Source organism: Streptococcus mitis bv. 2 str. SK95, assembly GCF_000222705.1.
Classification (GTDB): domain Bacteria; phylum Bacillota; class Bacilli; order Lactobacillales; family Streptococcaceae; genus Streptococcus; species Streptococcus mitis_AY.
In genome coordinates this window covers 1-21,100 of the sequence record NZ_AFUB01000063.1, presented here as the reverse complement: position 1 = coordinate 21,100, position 21,100 = coordinate 1, and the positions used below count along the sequence as shown (strand labels likewise).

Here is a 21,100-nt window from a genome sequence, read left to right as displayed (position 1 = left end):
TCGAAAATCACCGAAAATATGATATAATGAAGTGTTAGAAAAACAGGTTTCATTTGCCTGGAAAGGAAAAAATATGTCTGAAAAGAATTTTTATATTACAACACCGATTTACTATCCATCTGGTAAACTTCATATCGGTTCTGCTTACACAACTATCGCCTGTGATGTCCTAGCGCGTTATAAACGTCTCATGGGCTACGATGTCTTTTATCTGACAGGTCTTGACGAGCATGGTCAAAAGATCCAACAGAAAGCAGAAGAAGCTGGTATTACACCACAAGCTTATGTTGACGGGATGGCGGTTGGAGTCAAAGAACTCTGGCAATTACTAGATATCTCATACGATAAATTCATCCGTACGACTGATGATTACCATGAAAAAGTAGTGGCTCAAGTCTTTGAGCGCTTACTTGCTCAGGATGATATCTACTTGGGCGAATACTCTGGCTGGTATTCGGTCTCAGATGAAGAATTCTTTACAGAAAGCCAGCTTGCAGAAGTTTTCCGTGACGAAGCTGGAAATGTGACGGGCGGTATCGCTCCATCTGGTCACGAGGTTGAATGGGTTTCAGAAGAGTCTTACTTCCTTCGTCTAAGTAAATATCAAGATCGCTTGGTTGAATTTTTTAAATCACATCCTGACTTTATCACTCCAGATGGTCGTCTTAATGAAATGCTACGTAACTTCATCGAGCCAGGATTGGAAGACTTAGCGGTTTCTCGTACAACCTTTACATGGGGAGTACCAGTGCCGTCCAATCCTAAACACGTTGTCTATGTTTGGATTGATGCCCTTCTTAACTATGCGACAGCTCTTGGTTATGGTCAAGATGAACATGGTAACTTTGATAAGTTCTGGAATGGAACGGTCTTCCACATGGTCGGAAAAGACATTCTTCGTTTCCACTCTATCTACTGGCCAATCCTTCTCATGATGTTGGATATGAAGTTGCCTGACCGCTTGATTGCCCACGGTTGGTTTGTCATGAAAGACGGCAAGATGTCTAAGTCTAAAGGGAATGTCGTCTATCCTGAAATGTTGGTAGAGCGTTATGGACTGGATCCGCTTCGTTACTACCTCATGCGTAGCCTTCCAGTCGGTTCAGACGGAACCTTTACTCCCGAGGACTACATAGGCCGTATCAACTATGAATTGGCCAATGACCTAGGAAACCTCCTCAACCGTACGGTTTCCATGATTAACAAGTACTTTGATGGACAAATCCCTGCCTATGTAGAAGGTGTGACAGAATTTGACCATGCTCTTGCTCAAGTAGCTACTGAATCAATTGCTGATTACCATACACACATGGATGCAGTTGACTACCCACGTGCTCTAGAAGCAGTTTGGACGCTTATCTCTCGTACTAACAAATATATTGATGAGACAGCCCCATGGGTCTTGGCTAAGGATGAAGCTCTTCGTGACCAATTGGCAAGTGTCATGAGCCACTTGGCAGCCAGCCTTCGTGTCGTAGCACACTTGATTGAGCCATTTATGATGGAAACCAGTCGCGCAGTCTTGACTCAGCTTGGTCTCGCAGAAGTTACTAGTCTTGAGAACTTGAGCTTGGGGGATTTTCCTGAGGGTGTAACAGTAGTAGCCAAAGGAACACCAATCTTCCCACGTTTGGATATGGAAGAAGAAATCGCCTATATCAAGGAACAAATGGAAGGTAGCAAGCCAGCAGTCGAAAAAGAATGGAATCCAGACGAAGTCGAACTCAAACTGAACAAGGATGAAATTAAGTTTGAAGACTTCGATAAGGTTGAGATTCGTGTTGCTGAAGTCAAAGAAGTGTCTAAAGTGGAAGGCTCTGATAAGTTGCTTCAATTCCGCCTAGATGCTGGTGATGGCGAAGACCGTCAAATCCTCTCAGGAATTGCGAAATACTATCCAAATGAGCAAGAATTGGTCGGCAAGAAAGTCCAAATCGTTGCCAACCTCAAACCTCGCAAGATGATGAAAAAATATGTCAGCCAAGGCATGATCCTCTCAGCTGAACATGATGGCAAACTAACCCTTCTCACAGTTGATCCAGCTGTACCAAACGGAAGTGTGATTGGATAAAAGCAAAAAACCAACGTTAGGTACGTTGGTTTTTCTTGTTATGTGTGAGCTTTTCTAAGAACTGGTCCATCTCCTTTTGTGACCTGAGGACAATTACTTTCTCCGGATAGGTTTCTTGAATCTGCTGATAACGTTCTTTAGCGGATTTGCTCCGTCCATCCCAGAGAATCCATCTGATAAAGTTCCAGTCAAAGCGTTCAGGGCAGCCTGCTGCCATGCTTTCTCTGACCTTGCCTCGGTATGTGAGATACCGTTTAAAGGCTCGAAAGAGACAAGTCCATGGGGAAAAATTTAGAAAGATAATTTGCTCAGCTTCCTGCATTCTTTCCTCGTAATAGCACCAAGAGTAGTTACCGTCGATGACCCAAGCTTCATGCTTTGTGAGAAAGTTTTTCATCTCGGTCAACATCCATTCGCGGTCACTGTCTTGCCAACCAGGTTGAAATTGGAGTGTATCCATATGCAGTTTTGGGATGGAGTAGTAGTTTGATAATTTTTCAGCTAGGGTTGACTTACCAGCTCCAGAATATCCGATGATTGCGATTTTCATTTTCTACCTTTTCTTATTAGAGGACAAAAAAACAGCCTCTATGGACTGTTTCTTATTTAGCAAGTTTAGCTGAAAGACGAGCTTTATCGCGGCTTGCTTTGTTTTTATGAATCAAACCTTTAGTTTCTGCTTTGTCGATAGCTGAGCTAGCAGCACGGAAAAGTTCTTCAGAAGGGTTTGCTTCGAAAGCTTTGATAGCAGTACGCATAGCTGATTTTTGAGCTGAGTTTTTTTCGTTTTGTTTAACGTTCAATTCAGCGCGTTTGATAGCTGATTTAATGTTTGCCAATGTTCTTACCTCCATATTTACTAACTATACCATTATATCTGAAAACTCAGGTTTTGACAAGGGGAAATTATTTTTTTAGGTAAATTTCATCGATTTCATGGTTTTTAGCCTTGTGGAGAATGATCTCGGCACGATTCCTTGTCGGTTCGATATAGTTTTGTAGATTTATTAGATTAATGCTGGTCCAGATCTGATGAGCGAAGGCTTCGACCTCTCCAATCGGCATTTGCGTAAAGCGGTGGTAGTAGCTGTTGGGATCATTTTGGGCAAAGCTGAGGAGTTTTAAGAAACGATCCAGATACCAACCTTCAATGTCTTCGACAGCAGCATCCACATAGATGGAGAAATCAAAGAAATCAGTGATGTAAAGGCGCTCATTTTGAGGATTTTGGAAGACATTGATTCCTTCAACGATGACAAAATCCGCAGCCTTAACGCGTTGTTTCTCCCCAGGGACGATGTCATACACTTCATGAGAATAGACTGGAATATCGACATCCTGTCCATTTTTTAGGCGGTCAAGAAAATTCAGCAAGGCTTCCATGTCATAACTCTCTGGAAAACCTTTGCGATTTAAGATACCTTGCTCAATTAAAGTTTGGTTGGGATAGAGAAAACCGTCAGTTGTCACCAATTCTACAGTAGCATCCGGGAGAGTACGTGATAGAAGAATCTGAAGTAAGCGACTAGTGGTCGATTTTCCTACAGCAACACTACCAGAAACCCCAATAATAAAAGGTTGGGGCTTGCTATCTCTTTGAAGAAAGATTTCTTTTGAGAAAGACAAATCTTCTTTGGCTTTTTTATAGATATGGATAAGGTGAACCAGTGGCAGATAGATGTCTGTCACATCTTGTAGGCTGATTTGGTCGTTAAAACTCTTGATGGAGTCCAGTTCTTCTTCCGTCAAGGGAGGAGTTGTTTTGCGATGCAAGGACTGCCAGGTTTCACGGCTGATTTTCTCAAAATGTAAAAATTCGTTGGTCATAATTTTTCCTCGTTCGATATCTTAGTATATCATATTTCGTAGTCAAAGAGAGAATGAAATTCGATATTTATCATTCTGATTCTTGAAAGTTGCTATAAGTTGCCTCTAACAGGGAAAAATAGAGTGAAAAATACAAAGATCATTTAATTATTATCATAACAGATTTAGTTTGTTTGTTGAATTTCAGCTTTGTAAACGATTTAACATTTCACTAAAATATGGTAAAATAGTTTCATGAGTAAAATGTATTATGCAGAAAATCCTGACGCTGCTCACGACATTCATGAGTTGAGAGTAGAGTTGCTAGGACATAAAATGACCTTTTTCACGGATGCAGGTGTTTTTAGCAAGAAAATGGTTGACTTTGGGAGTCAGCTCTTGCTCAAGTGCCTAGAGATCAACGAAGGAGAAACGGTCCTTGATGTAGGCTGTGGATATGGTCCCCTAGGGCTTTCTTTGGTCAAGGCCTATGGTGTCCAAGCGACCATGGTTGATATCAATAATCGTGCCTTGGACTTAGCGCGACAAAATGCTGAACGAAATAAGGTTGAAGCGACGATTTTTCAGTCTAATATCTATGAGGAAGTTGAAGAGGAATTTGACCATGTTATTTCCAATCCGCCTATTCGAGCGGGTAAACAAGTTGTTCATGAGATTATCGAAAAGAGCAGAGATTTCTTGAAAGACGAAGGAGATTTAACCATCGTCATTCAGAAAAAACAAGGAGCTCCAAGTGCTAAAAGTAAGATGGAAGACGTTTTTGGAAATTGTGAAATCGTAAAGAAAGATAAGGGATACTATATCCTTAGAAGTGTGAAAGAATGAGAGCAGTTGATTTAATCCAAAAGAAACGAGATGGTCAAGAACTAACTCCAAATGAAATCAAGTGGCTAGTAGAAGGCTATGTGGCAGGAACTGTTCCAGACTATCAGATGTCTGCCTTTGCTATGGCTGTTTATTTTAAAGGAATGACGACACGAGAGATTTCTGACCTGACGATGAATATGGTCAAGACAGGTCAGGAGTTTGATTTGTCAGCTATTGATGGGGTTAAAGTTGATAAGCATTCGACTGGTGGGGTTGGCGATAAAGTAACCTTGATTTTAGCTCCTTTAGTAGCCAGCTTTGGTGTGCCCGTTGCTAAAATGAGTGGTCGTGGCCTCGGTCATACTGGTGGGACAATTGATAAATTGGAGTCCATTAAGGGCTACCAAGTTGAGCGTAGTCAAGAGGATTTTATCAAACAGGTTCAAGATATTGGTGTATCCGTCATTGGTCAGTCTGACCAGCTGGTTAAAGCAGACAAACTTCTCTATGCGCTTCGTGATGTGACAGCGACTGTCGACACTATTCCTTTGATTGCTAGTTCTGTCATGAGTAAGAAAATCGCTGCTGGAGCAGATGCCATTTTGCTAGACGTGACTGTCGGTGAGGGTGCCTTTATGAAGACTGTTGAGGAGGCGCGCGAATTGGCTCAAACCATGGTGGATCTTGGTAAGGCCGTTGGTCGAAAGACGGTAGCAGTCATTACCGATATGAGCCAACCCTTGGGAAGAGCCATTGGGAATCGTCTCGAAATCCTTGAGGCAATCGAGATTCTTCAAGGAAAAGGCCGAGAAGATATTAGTCACTTTATCTGCGAGTTAGCCCAGATTATGCTTGGTTTGGCTGATGTTGAGAAAACGGTCGAGGAAATCCGTCAACATCTTGAGAATAGCAAAGCACTGGCTAAGTTTGAAGAAATGGTAGCAGCACAAGGCGGTGATTTAGAAGATCTCTATCGCCCCGTCAAAGTTGACCATGTGGTGGAAGTCCCTGCTCAAGAAACAGGTGTTATTTCAGCCCTTCCAGCAATGGAATTTGGACTCTATGCCATGAGACTAGGAGCCGGTCGTGCAGTCAAGTCTGATGACTTGGACTATGAAACAGGGATTGTTTTTGAAAAGAAAGTTGGAGACTCCGTTCAAAAAGGAGAAATTGTTGCAAAAGTTTATACAAATGGAAAAATTTCTTCTGAACTAGTTACAGAATTTCAAAAATATGTTAAAATAAATGATGGAGTGCAAAGTTTACGAGAAATTATAGAAATTATCTCATAAAATCAGGGAGAATCCGAATATGAAGTTAAATAAATATATTGATCATACGCTTTTAAAGCAAGATGCAAGCCAAGAACAAATTGATCGTTTGCTATCTGAAGCGCGTGAGTATGACTTTGCCAGCGTTTGTGTCAATCCCACATGGGTGAAACATGCGAAAATAGGACTTGATGGTTCAGATGTAAAGGTTTGTACAGTAGTAGGTTTTCCTTTGGGAGCAACAACTTCAGCTGTGAAAGCTTTTGAAACAAAAGAAGCTGTTCAAAACGGTGCAGATGAGATTGATATGGTTATCAATGTTGGTGCTCTCAAATCAGGCAATCTTGATTTAGTTGAATCGGACATCCGTGCTGTCGTCGAAGCAAGTGGTGACAAGTTAGTAAAAGTTATTATTGAAGCCTGCTTGTTGACAGACGATGAAAAGGTTGTGGCTTGCCAATTATCCCAAAAAGCAGGCGCTGACTTTGTCAAAACATCAACTGGATTTTCAACTGGCGGTGCTACGGTAGCAGATGTTAAATTAATGCGTAAAACAGTCGGGCCAGATATGGGAGTTAAGGCAGCTGGTGGAGCTCGTTCATATGCGGATGCTGTTGCTTTTGTGAAAGCAGGTGCTACCCGTATCGGAACATCTGCTGGCGTTGCGATTTTAAAAGGAGAATTAGCGGATGGCGACTACTGAGTTAATTGAACTAGCAATTGAAACCAGCAAGCAAGCCTATGTACCCTATTCTCACTTTCCTATTGGAGCTGTTTTAGTAGCTAAGGATGGTAACGTTTATACGGGTGTTAATATTGAGAATGCTAGCTATTCTTTGACAAACTGTGGAGAGCGTACAGCGATTTTCAAAGCAGTTTCCGAAGGCCAAAGAGAGTTTTCAGAGTTGATTGTCTACGGACAAACTGAAAAACCCATCTCGCCATGTGGTGCTTGCCGCCAGGTCATGGTTGAATTTTTTGAACAAGATCTAAAGGTGACACTTGTCGCCAAAGATAAATCGACGGTCGAGATGACGGTCGGGGAGTTACTTCCATACTCATTTACAGACTTAAATTAGTCTGGGCCACTCTTGCAGTGGCTGTGGTCTGTGTGACCAAACAATCCATACTTGCAACATCGTTGCACATCTTATTTAGGAGGTTCAGTAATGAACAAGAAACAATGGCTAGGCCTTGGTCTAGTTGCAGTAGCAGCAATTGGTCTCGCTGCATGTGGTAACCGCTCTTCTCGTAACGCAGCTTCATCTTCATCTGATGTGAAGACAAAAGCAGCAATCGTAACTGATACTGGTGGTGTTGATGATAAATCATTCAACCAATCAGCTTGGGAAGGTTTGCAAGCTTGGGGGAAAGAACACAACCTTTCTAAAGATAACGGTTACACTTACTTCCAATCAACAAGTGAAGCAGACTATGCGAACCACTTACAACAAGCGGCAGGAAGCTATAACTTGATCTTTGGTGTTGGTTTTGCCCTTAAAAATGCAGTTGAAGAGGCAGCAAAAGAACATACAGACTTGAACTATGTCTTGATCGATGACGTCATCAAAGATCAAAAGAACGTTGCAAGTGCTACTTTTGCAGATAACGAGGCGGGTTATCTTGCAGGTGTTGCTGCCGCAAAAACAACTAAAACAAAACAAGTTGGTTTTGTAGGTGGTATGGAATCCGAAGTTATCTCACGTTTTGAAGCTGGTTTCAAAGCAGGTGTTGCTTCAGTAGACTCATCTATCAAGGTTCAAGTAGACTACGCTGGTTCGTTTGGTGACGCAGCTAAAGGTAAAACAATCGCTGCCGCTCAGTATGCTGCAGGTGCTGATGTCGTGTACCAAGTAGCAGGTGGTACAGGAGCAGGTGTCTTTTCTGAAGCTAAATCACTTAACGAAAGCCGTCCTGAAAATGAAAAAGTTTGGGTTATCGGTGTAGACCGTGACCAAGCAGAAGAAGGTAAATACACTTCTAAAGATGGTAAAGAATCAAACTTTGTTCTTGCTTCAACTTTGAAACAAGTTGGTACAGCTGTAAAAGATATCGCTAATAAAGCGGAAAAAGGTGAATTCCCTGGTGGACAAGTTATCGTCTTCTCATTGAAAGATAAAGGGGTTGACTTGGCAGTAACAAACCTTTCAGAAGAAGGTAAAAAAGCTGTCGAAGAAGCAAAAGCTAAAATCCTTGATGGAAGCGTAAAAGTTCCTGAAAAATAATGGATAAAAGTCATTTCTTAGGAAGCGGCCATCGGTCGCTTCTTTAAGAATTGAGGCAATTTTTGTCTCAATAGAGCTTGTTAATGTGATTAGCAGGTTTTATTGAAATAAAATAAACCTCTGAAAGGAAGAGCATATGGCACACGAAAATGTCATTGAGATGCGTGAGATTACCAAGGTGTTTGGTGAATTCGTCGCCAACGATAAAATCAACTTGCAACTGCGAAAAGGTGAAATTCATGCACTTTTAGGAGAAAATGGAGCAGGGAAATCCACTCTGATGAACATGCTAGCGGGGCTTCTTGAACCAACTAGTGGTGAGATTGCGGTGAATGGTCAAGTTGTAAAACTAGACTCACCGTCTAAAGCTGCTAGTTTGGGAATTGGGATGGTTCACCAACACTTTATGTTGGTTGAAGCTTTTACAGTGGCTGAAAATATCATTTTGGGGAGTGAAGTCACCAAAAATGGCGTGCTAGATATTGCAGGGGCTACCAAAGAAATTAGGGCACTTTCAGAACGTTATGGCTTGGCGATTGACCCTGCTGCTAAGGTGGCGGATATTTCCGTTGGTGCCCAACAACGTGTAGAAATCTTGAAAACACTCTATCGTGGTGCTGATATCCTTATCTTTGACGAGCCAACAGCGGTATTAACTCCTTCTGAGATTGATGAGTTGATGGCCATTATGAAAAACCTTGTCAAGGAAGGCAAATCCATCATACTAATCACCCACAAATTGGATGAAATCCGTGCAGTCTCCGATCGTGTTACGGTTATCCGTCGTGGAAAATCAATCGAGACCGTTGAGATTGCAGGGGCAACAAATGCAGACTTAGCAGAAATGATGGTGGGACGTTCGGTATCCTTTAAGACAGCCAAACAAGCAGCCCAGCCAAAAGATGTGGTCTTGTCTATCAAAGACCTAGTTGTCAATGAAAACCGTGGTGTACCAGCTGTGAAGAACCTTTCTTTGGATGTTCATGCTGGTGAAATTGTCGGTATTGCGGGTATCGATGGAAATGGCCAGTCAGAACTCATTCAAGCCATCACGGGTCTTCGCAAGGTTGAGTCAGGTAGCATTGATCTAAAAGGCAAATCAATTGCAGGTCTGCATCCTCGAAAAATTACAGAGATGAGTGTTGGCCATGTTCCAAAAGACCGCCACCGTGATGGTTTGATTTTAGATATGATGATTTCAGAAAACATTGCTCTTCAAACCTACTACAAAGAACCGCTCAGTAAAAATGGCATCTTGAACTATGCCAATATCACTTCTCATGCCAAGAAACTGATGGAAGAATTTGACGTCCGTGCTGCTAGCGAGTTTGTTCCAGCAGCAGCTCTTTCAGGGGGAAATCAGCAAAAAGCAATTATCGCTCGTGAGATTGATCGAGACCCTGATCTCCTGATCGTCAGCCAACCGACACGTGGTTTGGACGTTGGTGCCATTGAGTATATTCACAAACGCTTGATTGAAGAACGTGATAATGGCAAGGCTGTTCTCGTTGTCAGCTTTGAATTGGATGAGATTTTAAATGTCTCAGACCGTATTGCTGTTATCCACGATGGGAAGATTCAAGGTATTGTGTCGCCAGAAACAACCAACAAACAAGAACTTGGTGTCTTGATGGCTGGTGGAAGCTTGGGAAAGGAGAAGAGTGATGTCTAAAAAATTACAACAAATTTCGGTTCCCATGATTTCCGTATTCTTAGGAATCTTACTCGGAGCCCTTGTTATGTGGATCTTCGGCTACGATGCTATTTGGGGTTATGAGGAGTTGTTCTATACAGCTTTTGGTAGCCTGCGTGGTATCGGTGAGATTTTCCGTGCCATGGGACCTCTTGTCTTGATTGGTCTTGGTTTTGCAGTAGCCAGTCGTGCAGGCTTCTTTAACGTTGGTCTTCCTGGACAGGCTCTTGCAGGTTGGGTTATGAGTGGGTGGTTTGCCCTTTCAAATCCTGATATGCCACGTCCTTTGATGATTCTTGCGACAGTTGTTATTGCCCTTATTGCTGGTGGGATTGTCGGAGCTATCCCAGGTATCCTCAGAGCTTATCTCGGAACATCGGAGGTTATCGTGACCATCATGATGAACTACATTGTATTGTATGTGGGAAATGCCTTTATCCGCTCTTTCCCTAAAGAATTGATGCAAAGTACAGACTCGACAATCCGTGTCGGTGCCAACGCCGCCTATCAGACACCATGGTTGTCTGAGTTGACTGGAAATTCTCGTATGAATATCGGAATTTTCTTTGCGGTTATTGCGGTAGTTGTCATCTGGTTCTTGCTCAAGAAAACAACTCTTGGTTTTGAAATCCGTGCAGTTGGTCTCAACCCAAATGCTTCTGAGTACGCAGGTATCTCTGCCAAACGCACAATTATCCTATCTATGATTATTTCAGGAGCCTTGGCAGGTTTAGGTGGAGCAGTTGAAGGTCTGGGAACTTTCCAAAACGTTTATGTTCAAGGTTCGTCATTGGCTATCGGATTTAACGGAATGGCAGTTAGTCTCCTTGCAGCAAACTCTCCAATCGGTATTCTATTTGCAGCCTTCCTATTTGGAGTTCTCCAAGTCGGAGCACCTGGTATGAATGCTGCGCAAGTACCATCAGAGCTTGTTAGCATCGTAACGGCGTCTATTATCTTCTTTGTCAGCGTTCACTACCTTATCGAGCGTTTTGTCAAACCGAAGAAACAAGCAAAAGGAGGTAAGTAAAGATGTCTATTACAACAATGCTAACCCTCTTGGTATCCTCTATGTTGATCTACTCAGCACCTCTTGTCTTTACGAGTATTGGTGGGGTCTTCTCTGAACGTGGAGGGGTAGTCAATGTCGGTCTTGAGGGAATTATGGTTATGGGTGCCTTTTCTGGGGTAGTCTTCAACCTTGAATTTGCAGAACAACTTGGATCAGCAACTCCTTGGCTTGCCTTATTGGTCGGAGGAATTGTGGGAGCGATTTTCTCAATTATCCACGCAGCTGCAACCGTTCACTTCCGTGCGGACCATGTTGTCAGTGGAACAGTGTTGAACTTGATGGCGCCAGCTTTAGCAGTCTTTTTGGTCAAAGTTCTTTATAACAAAGGACAAACCGACAACTTGAGCCAGACTTTTGGACGTTTTGATTTCCCAGTTTTGGCTAATATCCCAGTGATTGGAGATATCTTCTTCAAGTCTACCAGTCTACTAGGTTATATCGCAATTGCCTTCTCATTCTTTGCTTGGTTTATTCTCTTTAAGACACGCTTTGGTCTTCGCCTTCGCTCTGTCGGTGAACACCCTCAAGCAGCGGATACCTTGGGGATTAATGTCTACAAAATGAGATATCTTGGGGTTATCATTTCAGGTTTCTTAGGGGGGATTGGTGGAGCGATTTATGCTCAATCCATTTCTGTCAACTTCTCAGTAACGACTATTGTCGGTCCTGGATTTATCGCTCTTGCTGCGATGATCTTTGGTAAATGGAACCCAATCGGTGCTATGCTTTCTAGTCTCTTCTTTGGACTTTCACAAAGTTTGGCAGTTATCGGTTCTCAATTGCCTTTCCTACAAGGAGTGCCAGCTGTTTACCTTCAAATCGCGCCTTATGTTTTGACAGTCATTGTCTTGGCAGCCTTCTTCGGAAAAGCAGTTGCTCCTAAGGCAGATGGTATCAACTACATCAAATCAAAATAAGCATACAAAAAAACGTCAGTTCATTCAAACTGGCGTTTTATTTTTTAGGATTTTGATGGGTTAGGTTCAATCCCCAAGGGACGAGATTTTCAGTTTTATTTTTGATACGTGTGATATTATCCTTGTGACGAATGATAATCAAGCTAGCGAGTGCTAGGATAATCAAAATGAAGAGAGGGTCATAGCTGTTCAGGATAAATCCAAATAGTGGGAATAGGAGAACTCCGATAACGGCTGCAATAGAAGCAGTAACGCTAGACAGTGAAATCATACTACCTAGATAGAGGCTTCCAAAGAATACGATTGCTAGATAGAGACAGAAAATAGGCGCAAATCCGAAAATAACTCCAGCGCTAGTTGCGACAGCCTTGCCCCCTTTAAACCCTGCAAAGATAGGAAAGGTATGTCCAATCACGGCCAAAAGTCCAAAGACAAGAGGTGATACACCTTGTTGGTGGAATAGAATAGGAAGGAGAGTTGCCAAGGTCCCTTTGAAAAAGTCAATCACAAAGGTTGCCATACCTGCTTTTTTTCCTAAAATGCGGAAAGTATTGGTTGTTCCGGTGTTTCCAGAACCGTGTTCGCGCAGATTTGTTTGAAAGAAAATTTGTCCAATCCATAGACCAGACGGAATCGAACCTAGTAGATAAGCTAAAATTAATAATACAAATGTCATCATGGTTCTATTATACCATGAAATGGTGTAGAAAGGCTGAGAATCTCATTTGAAATTGTGACAGCTAAATGGGAAAACTTTGCAAAATCGCTAGAAAACCTGTAAAATAGAAAAGATGAACAAATAGGAGGTTCCTTGTGTCAAAAAAGGAAATCAATATTAATAACTACAATGATGACGCCATTCAGGTGCTAGAAGGGTTGGATGCGGTCCGTAAACGTCCGGGGATGTATATTGGTTCGACCGACGGTGCGGGTCTTCATCACCTAGTCTGGGAAATAGTGGACAATGCAGTTGATGAAGCCTTGTCTGGATTTGGTGATCGCATCGATGTGACTATCAATAAAGACGGCAGTCTAACCGTTCAAGACCATGGTCGAGGGATGCCGACTGGGATGCACGCCATGGGAATTCCAACTGTTGAAGTTATCTTTACCATTCTCCACGCTGGAGGAAAATTCGGACAAGGTGGCTATAAGACATCTGGAGGTCTCCACGGGGTGGGTTCTTCCGTTGTTAATGCCCTTTCTAGTTGGCTAGAAGTTGAAATTACTCGTGACGGTACAGTCTACAAGCAACGTTTTGAAAATGGTGGAAAACCCGTCACAACCTTGAAAAAAATTGGTACAGCACCCAAGTCTAAGACAGGTACCAAGGTTACCTTCATGCCTGACGCGACGATCTTTTCTACGACTGACTTCAAGTACAATACCATTTCAGAACGACTCAATGAGTCAGCCTTTCTCTTAAAAAATGTTACCTTGTCTTTGACAGATAAGCGAACAGATGAAGCAATCGAATTCCATTATGAGAACGGAGTACAGGACTTTGTTTCTTACCTCAATGAAGACAAGGAAACCTTGACACCAGTTCTATACTTTGAAGGGGAAGATAATGGTTTCCAAGTGGAAGTTGCTCTCCAGTACAATGATGGATTTTCAGATAACATTCTATCCTTTGTCAATAACGTTCGTACCAAGGACGGTGGAACGCATGAGACGGGACTCAAGTCTGCCATTACAAAGGTCATGAACGACTATGCGCGTAAGACGGGACTTCTCAAAGAAAAAGATAAGAACCTTGAAGGTTCCGACTATCGTGAAGGATTAGCAGCCGTTCTATCAATTCTGGTTCCTGAAGAGCACCTCCAGTTTGAGGGACAGACCAAGGACAAACTTGGAAGCCCTCTGGCTCGTCCAGTTGTGGATGGAATTGTGGCTGATAAGTTGACCTTCTTTCTTATGGAAAATGGTGAACTGGCTTCTAATCTCATTCGCAAGGCTATCAAGGCGCGTGATGCTCGTGAAGCAGCACGTAAAGCGCGTGATGAGAGTCGCAATGGCAAGAAAAACAAAAAAGATAAGGGATTGCTTTCTGGTAAATTAACGCCAGCTCAGTCTAAAAATCCAGCTAAGAATGAACTCTACCTAGTCGAGGGGGACTCTGCCGGTGGCTCTGCCAAACAAGGTCGTGACCGCAAGTTTCAGGCTATTTTGCCTCTTCGTGGTAAGGTGATCAATACAGCCAAGGCCAAGATGGCAGATATTCTCAAAAATGAAGAAATCAATACCATGATTTATACCATCGGTGCAGGTGTCGGAGCAGACTTTTCTATTGAGGATGCTAACTATGACAAGATCATTATCATGACCGATGCGGATACTGACGGTGCTCATATCCAGACCTTGCTCTTGACATTTTTCTACCGCTACATGCGTCCGCTAGTTGAGGCAGGACATGTCTACATCGCCCTTCCGCCTCTTTACAAGATGTCCAAAGGAAAAGGCAAGAAAGAAGAAGTGGCCTATGCTTGGACGGACGGAGAGCTAGAAGAACTCCGCAAGCAGTTCGGCAAAGGCGCTACCCTCCAACGCTACAAAGGTCTTGGTGAGATGAATGCGGACCAACTCTGGGAAACAACCATGAATCCAGAAACCCGCACTCTTATCCGTGTCACAATCGAAGACCTAGCCCGCGCTGAACGCCGCGTAAACGTCCTCATGGGAGACAAGGTCGAACCACGCCGTAAGTGGATTGAGGATAATGTCAAGTTTACACTGGAAGAGAGTGGGGAGATGGTGTTTTAAGATAGTATAGGAGATATTATGGCGAGACGAAATTATTTTGATATTTTGAACCAGATGGAGTTTGATCCACAGAGAGAACTGAAAAATTTAGTGGACTTACTTAAAATGGAGAATAATTTGGGCCGCGGCTATTATACAACGATAAATAGTGCCATTTCTGATAATTTCTTAGATTATCCTAATCGATCAACGTTCACCAGTTATTCACAAATGATAGAAGTTATTATTTCAAACATCTATGATACAACTGAACAACTATTTGTTTTCTCTGAGTTATTAGTCGATATATTTAATAATCTTGAGGGAAAATTTACAGAAAAAGAATGCCAGTTTATTCAAGTTATATTTGATAATATTACAAGATTCTTAGAATTATCAAATCATGAATTGATTACATTGGATAATGGTAACAAAATCATTGTTGAAAAGAATGTATATGCCTCAGAAGCTTCTCAGATTGTATCTGAAACTAGTATTGAGGAGGCGATAAAGGTCTTAGAATATAATCATTTTTCAAATAAGGGAAATATTCAGCGTAAGAAAGAAATACTTATTGCTTTAGCGAACTACCTTGAACCGTTTAGGAAAGAATTAAATAATTCTGAAGAATTAAAAGATATTTTGAAAGTTAACAATCAAAAGGTTATCGCGTTTGAAAAACTTTTTGAAATGTATAATAATTTTGGTTTAAGGCACAATAATTCAAATCAATATCATCTTGATTTGGCTGATGATGAACTGGAACAATGGTACGATGACATCTATACTTCGACTTTATTTGTTATTTTAAGCATGGATGAATCTAGAATTTTGTCGAAATTAAAAACTTTGAGAGAAGGATAGCTAAATCTGTTATAATTGATTAACTAATTTAACTTGAGAAATAGTATGCTAATAGACAGTAATATCAAATAAAGAACAGGTGTTAATATGAGAACTGAATCCGAAATGCTTGGTTTAATTTTTCAAACCGCAAAAGTGCTCCAAGTCGAGGCTGTCGCCATGTCTGGTTCACGGACAAATCCAAAAGCACCAAAAGATGAGTTTCAGGATTACGACGTGGTCTATATTGTGGGGGATTTAGATGCCCTGATGAGTGACCTTTCTTGGTTGGATTGGTTTGGCAAACGCTTGATTGAACAGTATAATGTACTGGGACACCGTCGCCTTTATCTCATGCTCTTTGAAGATGGCAATCGAATTGATTTGACCCTCTGCCCCAAAAGTCACATCCAAGAGTGGGTGGATAGCGAAGCTGATTATACAGTTTTGAAAGATGAGAAAGGCTTGTTTGAGTCCTATACTACAAGCTCTCAACGTTACTGGACGAACCCAGCTAGGCCGATTGATTTTGAAAAAGCCTGTAATGAATTTTGGTGGGTGTCAGCCTACGTAGTCAAGGGAATCTGTCGCAAGCAAGTCTTCTATGCGACTGATCATCTCTACGGCATTTGTCACCAAGAACTCTTGAAGATATTGGCTTGGCAGGTAGCAAGTGATAGGGGGACGGTTGATGTTGGCAAGAACTACAAGTACCTCTTTAGCTACTTGCCTGCTGAGAAAGAGAAGGAATTCTCAAATCTACTTGATTTTTCAAGTAGTGACAAAATCACTCAATCTTTGTTTGCTACGATGCAACTTTTCCACAGAGAAGCGCAAATCCTTGCCAAAAATATGAGCTTTGACTATGATATGGAAGTAGCTGAGAAGATGATTGAGTATGCTGAGGAGAGGTTGAAATAGTATGTTGAATTATGTGTTTGCTATATTTTTTATGGGATTCCCAGGAGTACAAATTTTAGTATTGGTGTCCTCAATCTTTCTAGCTATTAAAAGAAATAAGTTACATAAAAGGGTGTATGGATTATTTTTCCCGATTATTATAACGATGTGTAATATTTGGCTTATTTCAATAGATCGCACAGAGCTTTTTGATGATGCTTTAAGATTTTCTTTCTTTCTAATTTCTTTTTGTTTACCTATGCTTATTTCTTCCACGCTCTATCACTCAATACGCTTATATTATTTATACAAATCAATCAAGTGGAGAGTCTTCCCTATAAGTATCTGTTATTTATTCGGTTTAATTTTTCATTATCTTAATACAATGCATTGGGAGGAGCTATTTCGAGAGCAAAAGCTTGTATTTGATATCTTGCTGATATCAACTGCTATAATTTCTTATTTACCTTGTCTATATTTGTACGTACTTCAAAGAAGAAAGAACGATCCATAGGGAATAGATGCTTTTGGTTAATCTAAATAAGTGTTTGTGAATGACTTAAATAGTATCTAAAAATATTTTTCTCAAGTACCAATTTTAATGTAAAACCTACTCTACATTCTTTGAAAGGAGTTGAACACGCCCTAAATACTGTGTGAAAAAGATAAATTCTCTTGTGAGCATCGCTCGCTTTAAGAATTTCCTATTTTTACTTTGCATTTTACGGGCTTTGTATCCTATATGAGTAACATTCAAAACATGTCCCTAGAGGACATCATGGGGGAGCGCTTTGGTCGCTACTCCAAGTACATCATTCAAGACCGAGCTTTGCCAGACATTCGTGATGGATTGAAGCCGGTTCAGCGTCGTATTCTTTATTCGATGAATAAGGATGGCAATACTTTTGATAAGAGTTATCGCAAGTCGGCCAAGTCTGTCGGGAACATCATGGGGAATTTCCACCCACACGGTGACAGTTCTATCTATGATGCCATGGTTCGTATGTCTCAGGACTGGAAAAACCGTGAGATTCTAGTTGAAATGCACGGTAATAACGGTTCTATGGACGGTGATCCGCCTGCAGCAATGCGTTATACCGAGGCGCGTTTGTCTGAGATCGCTGGTTATCTCCTTCAGGATATCGAGAAGAAGACAGTTCCTTTTGCATGGAACTTTGACGATACCGAGAAAGAACCCACTGTTTTGCCAGCAGCCTTTCCAAACCTCTTGGTCAATGGTTCGACGGGAATCTCGGCTGGATATGCCACAGACATTCCACCGCATAATTTAGCTGAGGTCATTGATGCGACGGTTTACATGATTGATCACCCAACAGCTAAGGTGGACAAGCTCATGGAATTTTTACCTGGACCAGATTTTCCTACAGGAGCTATCATCCAAGGCCGTGATGAAATCAAGAAGGCCTATGAAACTGGGAAAGGGCGCGTGGTCGTTCGTTCTAAGACGGAGATTGAAAAGCTAAAAGGTGGTAAGGAACAAATCGTTATCACTGAGATTCCTTATGAAACTAACAAAGCGACTCTAGTCAAAGATATTGATAAAATCCGTGTCAATAACAAGGTGGCTGGTATTGCTGAGGTTCGTGATGAGTCTGACCGTGACGGTCTTCGTATCGCTATTGAACTCAAGAAAGACGCTAATACCGAGCTCGTACTCAACTATCTCTTCAAATACACCGACCTACAAATCAATTACAACTTTAACATGGTGGCGATTGATAATTTCACACCCCGTCAGGTCGGGATTGTTCCAATCTTGTCTAGCTATATCGCCCACCGTCGTGAAGTGATTTTGGCACGTTCCCGCTTTGACAAGGAAAAGGCTGAGAAACGCCTTCACATTGTTGAAGGTTTGATTCGCGTGATTTCGATTTTGGACGAAGTCATTGCTCTTATCCGTGCTTCTGAGAACAAGGCTGACGCCAAAGAAAACCTCAAGGTCAGCTATGATTTTACAGAAGAGCAGGCTGAGGCTATCGTTACCTTGCAACTTTACCGTTTGACCAATACCGATGTGGTTGTCTTGCAGGAAGAAGAAGCAGAATTGCGTGAGAAGATTGCTATGCTTGCAGCCATTATCGGTGATGAACGTACCATGTACAATCTCATGAAGAAAGAACTCCGTGAGGTCAAGAAGAAATTTGCGACACCACGTTTGAGTGCTTTGGAAGATACTGCGAAAGCAATCGAGATTGATACAGCTAGTTTGATTGCCGAGGAAGATACCTATGTCAGCGTAACCAAGGCGGGCTATATCAAGCGTACTAGCCCACGTTCCTTTGCAGCATCCACTCTGGAAGAAATTGGTAAACGTGATGATGACCGTCTGATCTTTGTGCAAGCTACTAAGACAACCCAGCACCTCTTGATGTTCACGACTCTTGGGAATGTCATCTATCGACCAATCCATGAATTGGCAGATATTCGTTGGAAGGATATCGGAGAGCATCTGAGCCAGACAGTTACAAACTTTGAAACTAACGAAGAAATACTCTATGCAGAAGTCGTGGATCAGTTTGATGATGCTACAACCTACTTTGCTGCAACTCGTCTTGGTCAAATCAAGCGCGTAGAACGAAAAGAATTCACTCCATGGCGGACCTACAAGTCTAAGTCTGTCAAGTATGCTAAGCTCAAAGACGAGACAGACCAGATTGTAGCAGTGGCTCCGATTAAACTAGATGATGTACTCTTGATTAGCCAAAACGGTTACGCCCTTCGTTTCAATATCGAAGAGGTTCCGGTTGTTGGTGCCAAGGCTGCGGGTGTCAAGGCTATGAACCTGAAAGCAGATGATGAACTTCAGGCTGCCTTTATCTGTAACACCACCTCCTTCTACCTCTTGACCCAACGTGGAAGCTTGAAACGTGTTTCTATTGACGAAATTCCAGCGACCAGCCGTGCCAAACGAGGCCTACAAGTCTTGCGTGAGTTGAAAAACAAACCGCATCGTGTCTTCTTAGCAGGAGCAGTTGCAGAGCAAGGCTTTGTTGGTGACCTCTTCAGTACAGAAGTAGAAGAAAACGACCAAACGCTGCTGGTCCAATCCAATAAAGGAACAATCTATGAGAGTCGCTTGCAAGACCTCAACTTGTCAGAACGTACTAGCAATGGAAGTTTTATTTCTGACACCATTTCAGATGAGGAAGTTTTCGATGCTTACCTCAAAGAAGTCTTTAAAGAAGACAAAGCAAATCCGTAAAAAGAATCAGCCCAGAGGGCTGATTTCTTTATGTTGAAAAAATTTTCAGAAAATTACAAATAATACTTGAAATTTTACTAGAAAAGTGTAGAATAGAACACATAGTTTGAATAGTATAAAGGAGAAACACATGACAGTTGCAATTGATTGGGAAAATCTTGGTTTTGCTTATATGAAACTACCTTACCGTTATATCGCTCACTACAAAAATGGTCAATGGGATCAAGGAGAATTGACAGAGGATGCAACCTTGCATATTTCAGAGTCTTCTCCAAGTCTCCACTATGGACAGCAAGCATTTGAAGGTCTGAAAGCCTATCGTACGAAGGACGGCAGTGTTCAATTGTTCCGTCCTGACGAAAATGCCAAGCGTTTGCAACGTACTTGCGACCGTCTTTTGATGCCACAAGTTCCGACAGAAATGTTTGTAGAAGCTTGTAAAGCAGTTGTGCGTGCAAATGAAGAATACGTCCCACCATATGGAACAGGTGGAACCCTTTATCTTCGTCCACTTTTGATTGGTGTTGGAGATATCATTGGGGTAAAACCAGCAGAAGAGTATATTTTCACCATTTTTGCTATGCCAGTTGGTAACTATTTTAAAGGTGGATTGGTTCCAACGAATTTCTTGATTCAGGATGAATACGACCGTGCAGCTCCAAATGGTACGGGTGCGGCCAAGGTAGGTGGGAACTATGCTGCCAGTCTTCTACCAGGTAAAATGGCCAAGTCTCGCAACTTTTCTGACGTTATCTACCTAGACCCATCTACACATACAAAGATTGAAGAAGTAGGATCAGCCAACTTCTTTGGAATCACGGCAGACAATGAATTTGTTACGCCATTGAGTCCATCTATCTTGCCATCCATTACCAAGTACTCTTTGCTTTACTTGGCAGAACACCGCTTGGGCTTGACTCCGATCGAAGGCGATGTCCCAATCGATAATTTGGAGCGTTTTGTAGAGGCAGGTGCTTGTGGAACAGCAGCGGTTATTTCTCCAATTGGGGGAATCCAACACGGTGACGATTTCCATGTTTTCTATAGTGAAACAGAAGTAGGTCCTGTTACGCGTAAACTCTATGATGAATTGACCGGTATCCAATTTGGTGATGTAGAAGCGCCTGAAGGATGGATTGTCAAAGTGGACTAAAAGACATGAAATAAAGAAGAACTCCATAGCAGTTGTAAGTGCTGAAATGGAGTTTTTTCTTGCTAGTTTGAACATTTTCTTGTACAATAGAAAAAGTGAAAAGAGGTACAGTATGAGTAAAAAAGATAAGAAAATTGAAATCCAATTAACTGATGCTAAAGTGACTGTTGGAAAAGACAGTTATGAAGGATACGTTTTGACGATTGGGAAAAAGGTCATTGGAGAAATTGCCGAATTAGATAGCCAATTTGCCATCATAAAGAATGGAAATGTCGATAGTTTTTATAAAAAACTTGAAAAAGCTGTGGAAATTTTGATTGAAAACTATAATTTAACAAAATAATGCTTGTTTTTTG

Annotated in this window: 19 protein-coding genes; 15 read left to right on the top strand and 4 right to left on the bottom strand. The window is 41.8% G+C overall.

Translation table 11 applies throughout. The annotated features are described in order from the left end of the window. Positions 1-73 precede the first annotated feature (73 nt). A complete protein-coding gene (gene metG / locus HMPREF9965_RS12005) occupies positions 74-2,071 on the top strand; it encodes a methionine--tRNA ligase (protein ID WP_001291389.1) in 1,998 nt (665 codons plus the stop codon). Between the two features lie 16 nt (positions 2,072-2,087). Here metG and HMPREF9965_RS12000 read toward each other — a convergent pair whose 3' ends face one another. From HMPREF9965_RS12000 to coaA, 3 genes are all read right to left on the bottom strand, one after another. Then, positions 2,088-2,621, bottom strand: a complete 534-nt coding sequence (locus HMPREF9965_RS12000) for a DNA topology modulation protein (protein ID WP_000684216.1) — start codon at positions 2,619-2,621, stop codon at positions 2,088-2,090. Between the two features lie 52 nt (positions 2,622-2,673). Continuing rightward, the gene (gene rpsT, locus HMPREF9965_RS11995; RefSeq protein WP_001274000.1) at positions 2,674-2,910 is read right to left on the bottom strand and encodes a 30S ribosomal protein S20; all 237 of its coding nucleotides are present in this window, start codon (positions 2,908-2,910) and stop codon (positions 2,674-2,676) included. A gap of 67 nt (positions 2,911-2,977) precedes the next feature. Then, the gene (gene coaA / locus HMPREF9965_RS11990; protein WP_000180474.1) at positions 2,978-3,898 is read right to left on the bottom strand and encodes a type I pantothenate kinase; all 921 of its coding nucleotides are present in this window, start codon (positions 3,896-3,898) and stop codon (positions 2,978-2,980) included. A 234-nt stretch (positions 3,899-4,132) separates the two neighbouring features. On the opposite strand from coaA, the gene HMPREF9965_RS11985 reads away from it, so the two are divergent. From HMPREF9965_RS11985 to HMPREF9965_RS11950, 8 genes are all read left to right on the top strand, one after another. After that, positions 4,133-4,723, top strand: a complete 591-nt coding sequence (locus tag HMPREF9965_RS11985; protein ID WP_004244254.1) for a class I SAM-dependent methyltransferase — start codon at positions 4,133-4,135, stop codon at positions 4,721-4,723. Continuing rightward, positions 4,720-5,997: a pyrimidine-nucleoside phosphorylase gene (locus HMPREF9965_RS11980; protein WP_001202935.1), complete on the top strand. Its 1,278-nt coding sequence runs from the start codon at positions 4,720-4,722 to the stop codon at positions 5,995-5,997. The genes HMPREF9965_RS11985 and HMPREF9965_RS11980 overlap by 4 nt, the downstream gene beginning before the upstream one ends. Before the next feature lie 19 nt (positions 5,998-6,016). Further along, complete coding sequence (deoC, locus tag HMPREF9965_RS11975) at positions 6,017-6,679, top strand: deoxyribose-phosphate aldolase (RefSeq protein WP_000773695.1); 663 nt, start codon at positions 6,017-6,019, stop codon at positions 6,677-6,679. After that, on the top strand, positions 6,666-7,055 hold the full coding sequence (locus tag HMPREF9965_RS11970; protein WP_000246108.1) for a cytidine deaminase: 390 nt from the start codon (positions 6,666-6,668) through the stop codon (positions 7,053-7,055). The genes deoC and HMPREF9965_RS11970 overlap by 14 nt, the downstream gene beginning before the upstream one ends. Positions 7,056-7,145: 90 nt before the next feature. Next, positions 7,146-8,201 carry a BMP family lipoprotein gene (locus HMPREF9965_RS11965; protein WP_001036119.1) on the top strand — a complete coding sequence of 352 codons (1,056 nt, stop codon included), beginning with the start codon at positions 7,146-7,148 and terminating at the stop codon, positions 8,199-8,201. A 136-nt stretch (positions 8,202-8,337) separates the two neighbouring features. Then, positions 8,338-9,873, top strand: coding sequence for an ABC transporter ATP-binding protein (locus HMPREF9965_RS11960; protein ID WP_000929865.1), 1,536 nt, complete (start codon positions 8,338-8,340; stop codon positions 9,871-9,873). Further along, the gene (locus HMPREF9965_RS11955) at positions 9,866-10,924 is read left to right on the top strand and encodes an ABC transporter permease (protein WP_000038694.1); all 1,059 of its coding nucleotides are present in this window, start codon (positions 9,866-9,868) and stop codon (positions 10,922-10,924) included. Before HMPREF9965_RS11960 ends, HMPREF9965_RS11955 begins: the two co-directional genes overlap by 8 nt. Before the next feature lie 2 nt (positions 10,925-10,926). Beyond that, positions 10,927-11,883, top strand: a complete 957-nt coding sequence (locus HMPREF9965_RS11950) for an ABC transporter permease (protein WP_000029142.1) — start codon at positions 10,927-10,929, stop codon at positions 11,881-11,883. A 37-nt stretch (positions 11,884-11,920) separates the two neighbouring features. Here HMPREF9965_RS11950 and plsY read toward each other — a convergent pair whose 3' ends face one another. Continuing rightward, positions 11,921-12,562 (bottom strand): glycerol-3-phosphate 1-O-acyltransferase PlsY, encoded by a 642-nt coding sequence (plsY, locus tag HMPREF9965_RS11945; protein WP_004244265.1) that lies wholly within the window; start codon positions 12,560-12,562, stop codon positions 11,921-11,923. Positions 12,563-12,696: 134 nt separating this feature from the next. Between plsY and parE the strand changes: the two genes are divergently transcribed. The 6 genes from parE (at position 12,697) to HMPREF9965_RS11915 (ending at position 21,087) form a co-directional block, all read left to right on the top strand. Next, a complete protein-coding gene (gene parE / locus HMPREF9965_RS11940) occupies positions 12,697-14,646 on the top strand; it encodes a DNA topoisomerase IV subunit B (protein ID WP_000037296.1) in 1,950 nt (649 codons plus the stop codon). 18 nt (positions 14,647-14,664) lie between these two features. After that, the gene (locus tag HMPREF9965_RS11935; protein ID WP_000113998.1) at positions 14,665-15,489 is read left to right on the top strand and encodes a hypothetical protein; all 825 of its coding nucleotides are present in this window, start codon (positions 14,665-14,667) and stop codon (positions 15,487-15,489) included. 87 nt (positions 15,490-15,576) lie between these two features. Continuing rightward, on the top strand, positions 15,577-16,389 hold the full coding sequence (locus HMPREF9965_RS11930; RefSeq protein ID WP_004244261.1) for an aminoglycoside 6-adenylyltransferase: 813 nt from the start codon (positions 15,577-15,579) through the stop codon (positions 16,387-16,389). A gap of 721 nt (positions 16,390-17,110) precedes the next feature. Continuing rightward, the gene (gene parC, locus HMPREF9965_RS11925) at positions 17,111-19,591 is read left to right on the top strand and encodes a DNA topoisomerase IV subunit A (RefSeq protein WP_080566899.1); all 2,481 of its coding nucleotides are present in this window, start codon (positions 17,111-17,113) and stop codon (positions 19,589-19,591) included. Between the two features lie 115 nt (positions 19,592-19,706). Then, a complete protein-coding gene (locus HMPREF9965_RS11920; protein ID WP_303742551.1) occupies positions 19,707-20,744 on the top strand; it encodes a branched-chain amino acid aminotransferase in 1,038 nt (345 codons plus the stop codon). Between the two features lie 112 nt (positions 20,745-20,856). Further along, positions 20,857-21,087, top strand: coding sequence for a DUF2969 domain-containing protein (locus tag HMPREF9965_RS11915; RefSeq protein WP_000037107.1), 231 nt, complete (start codon positions 20,857-20,859; stop codon positions 21,085-21,087). Positions 21,088-21,100 lie beyond the last annotated feature (13 nt).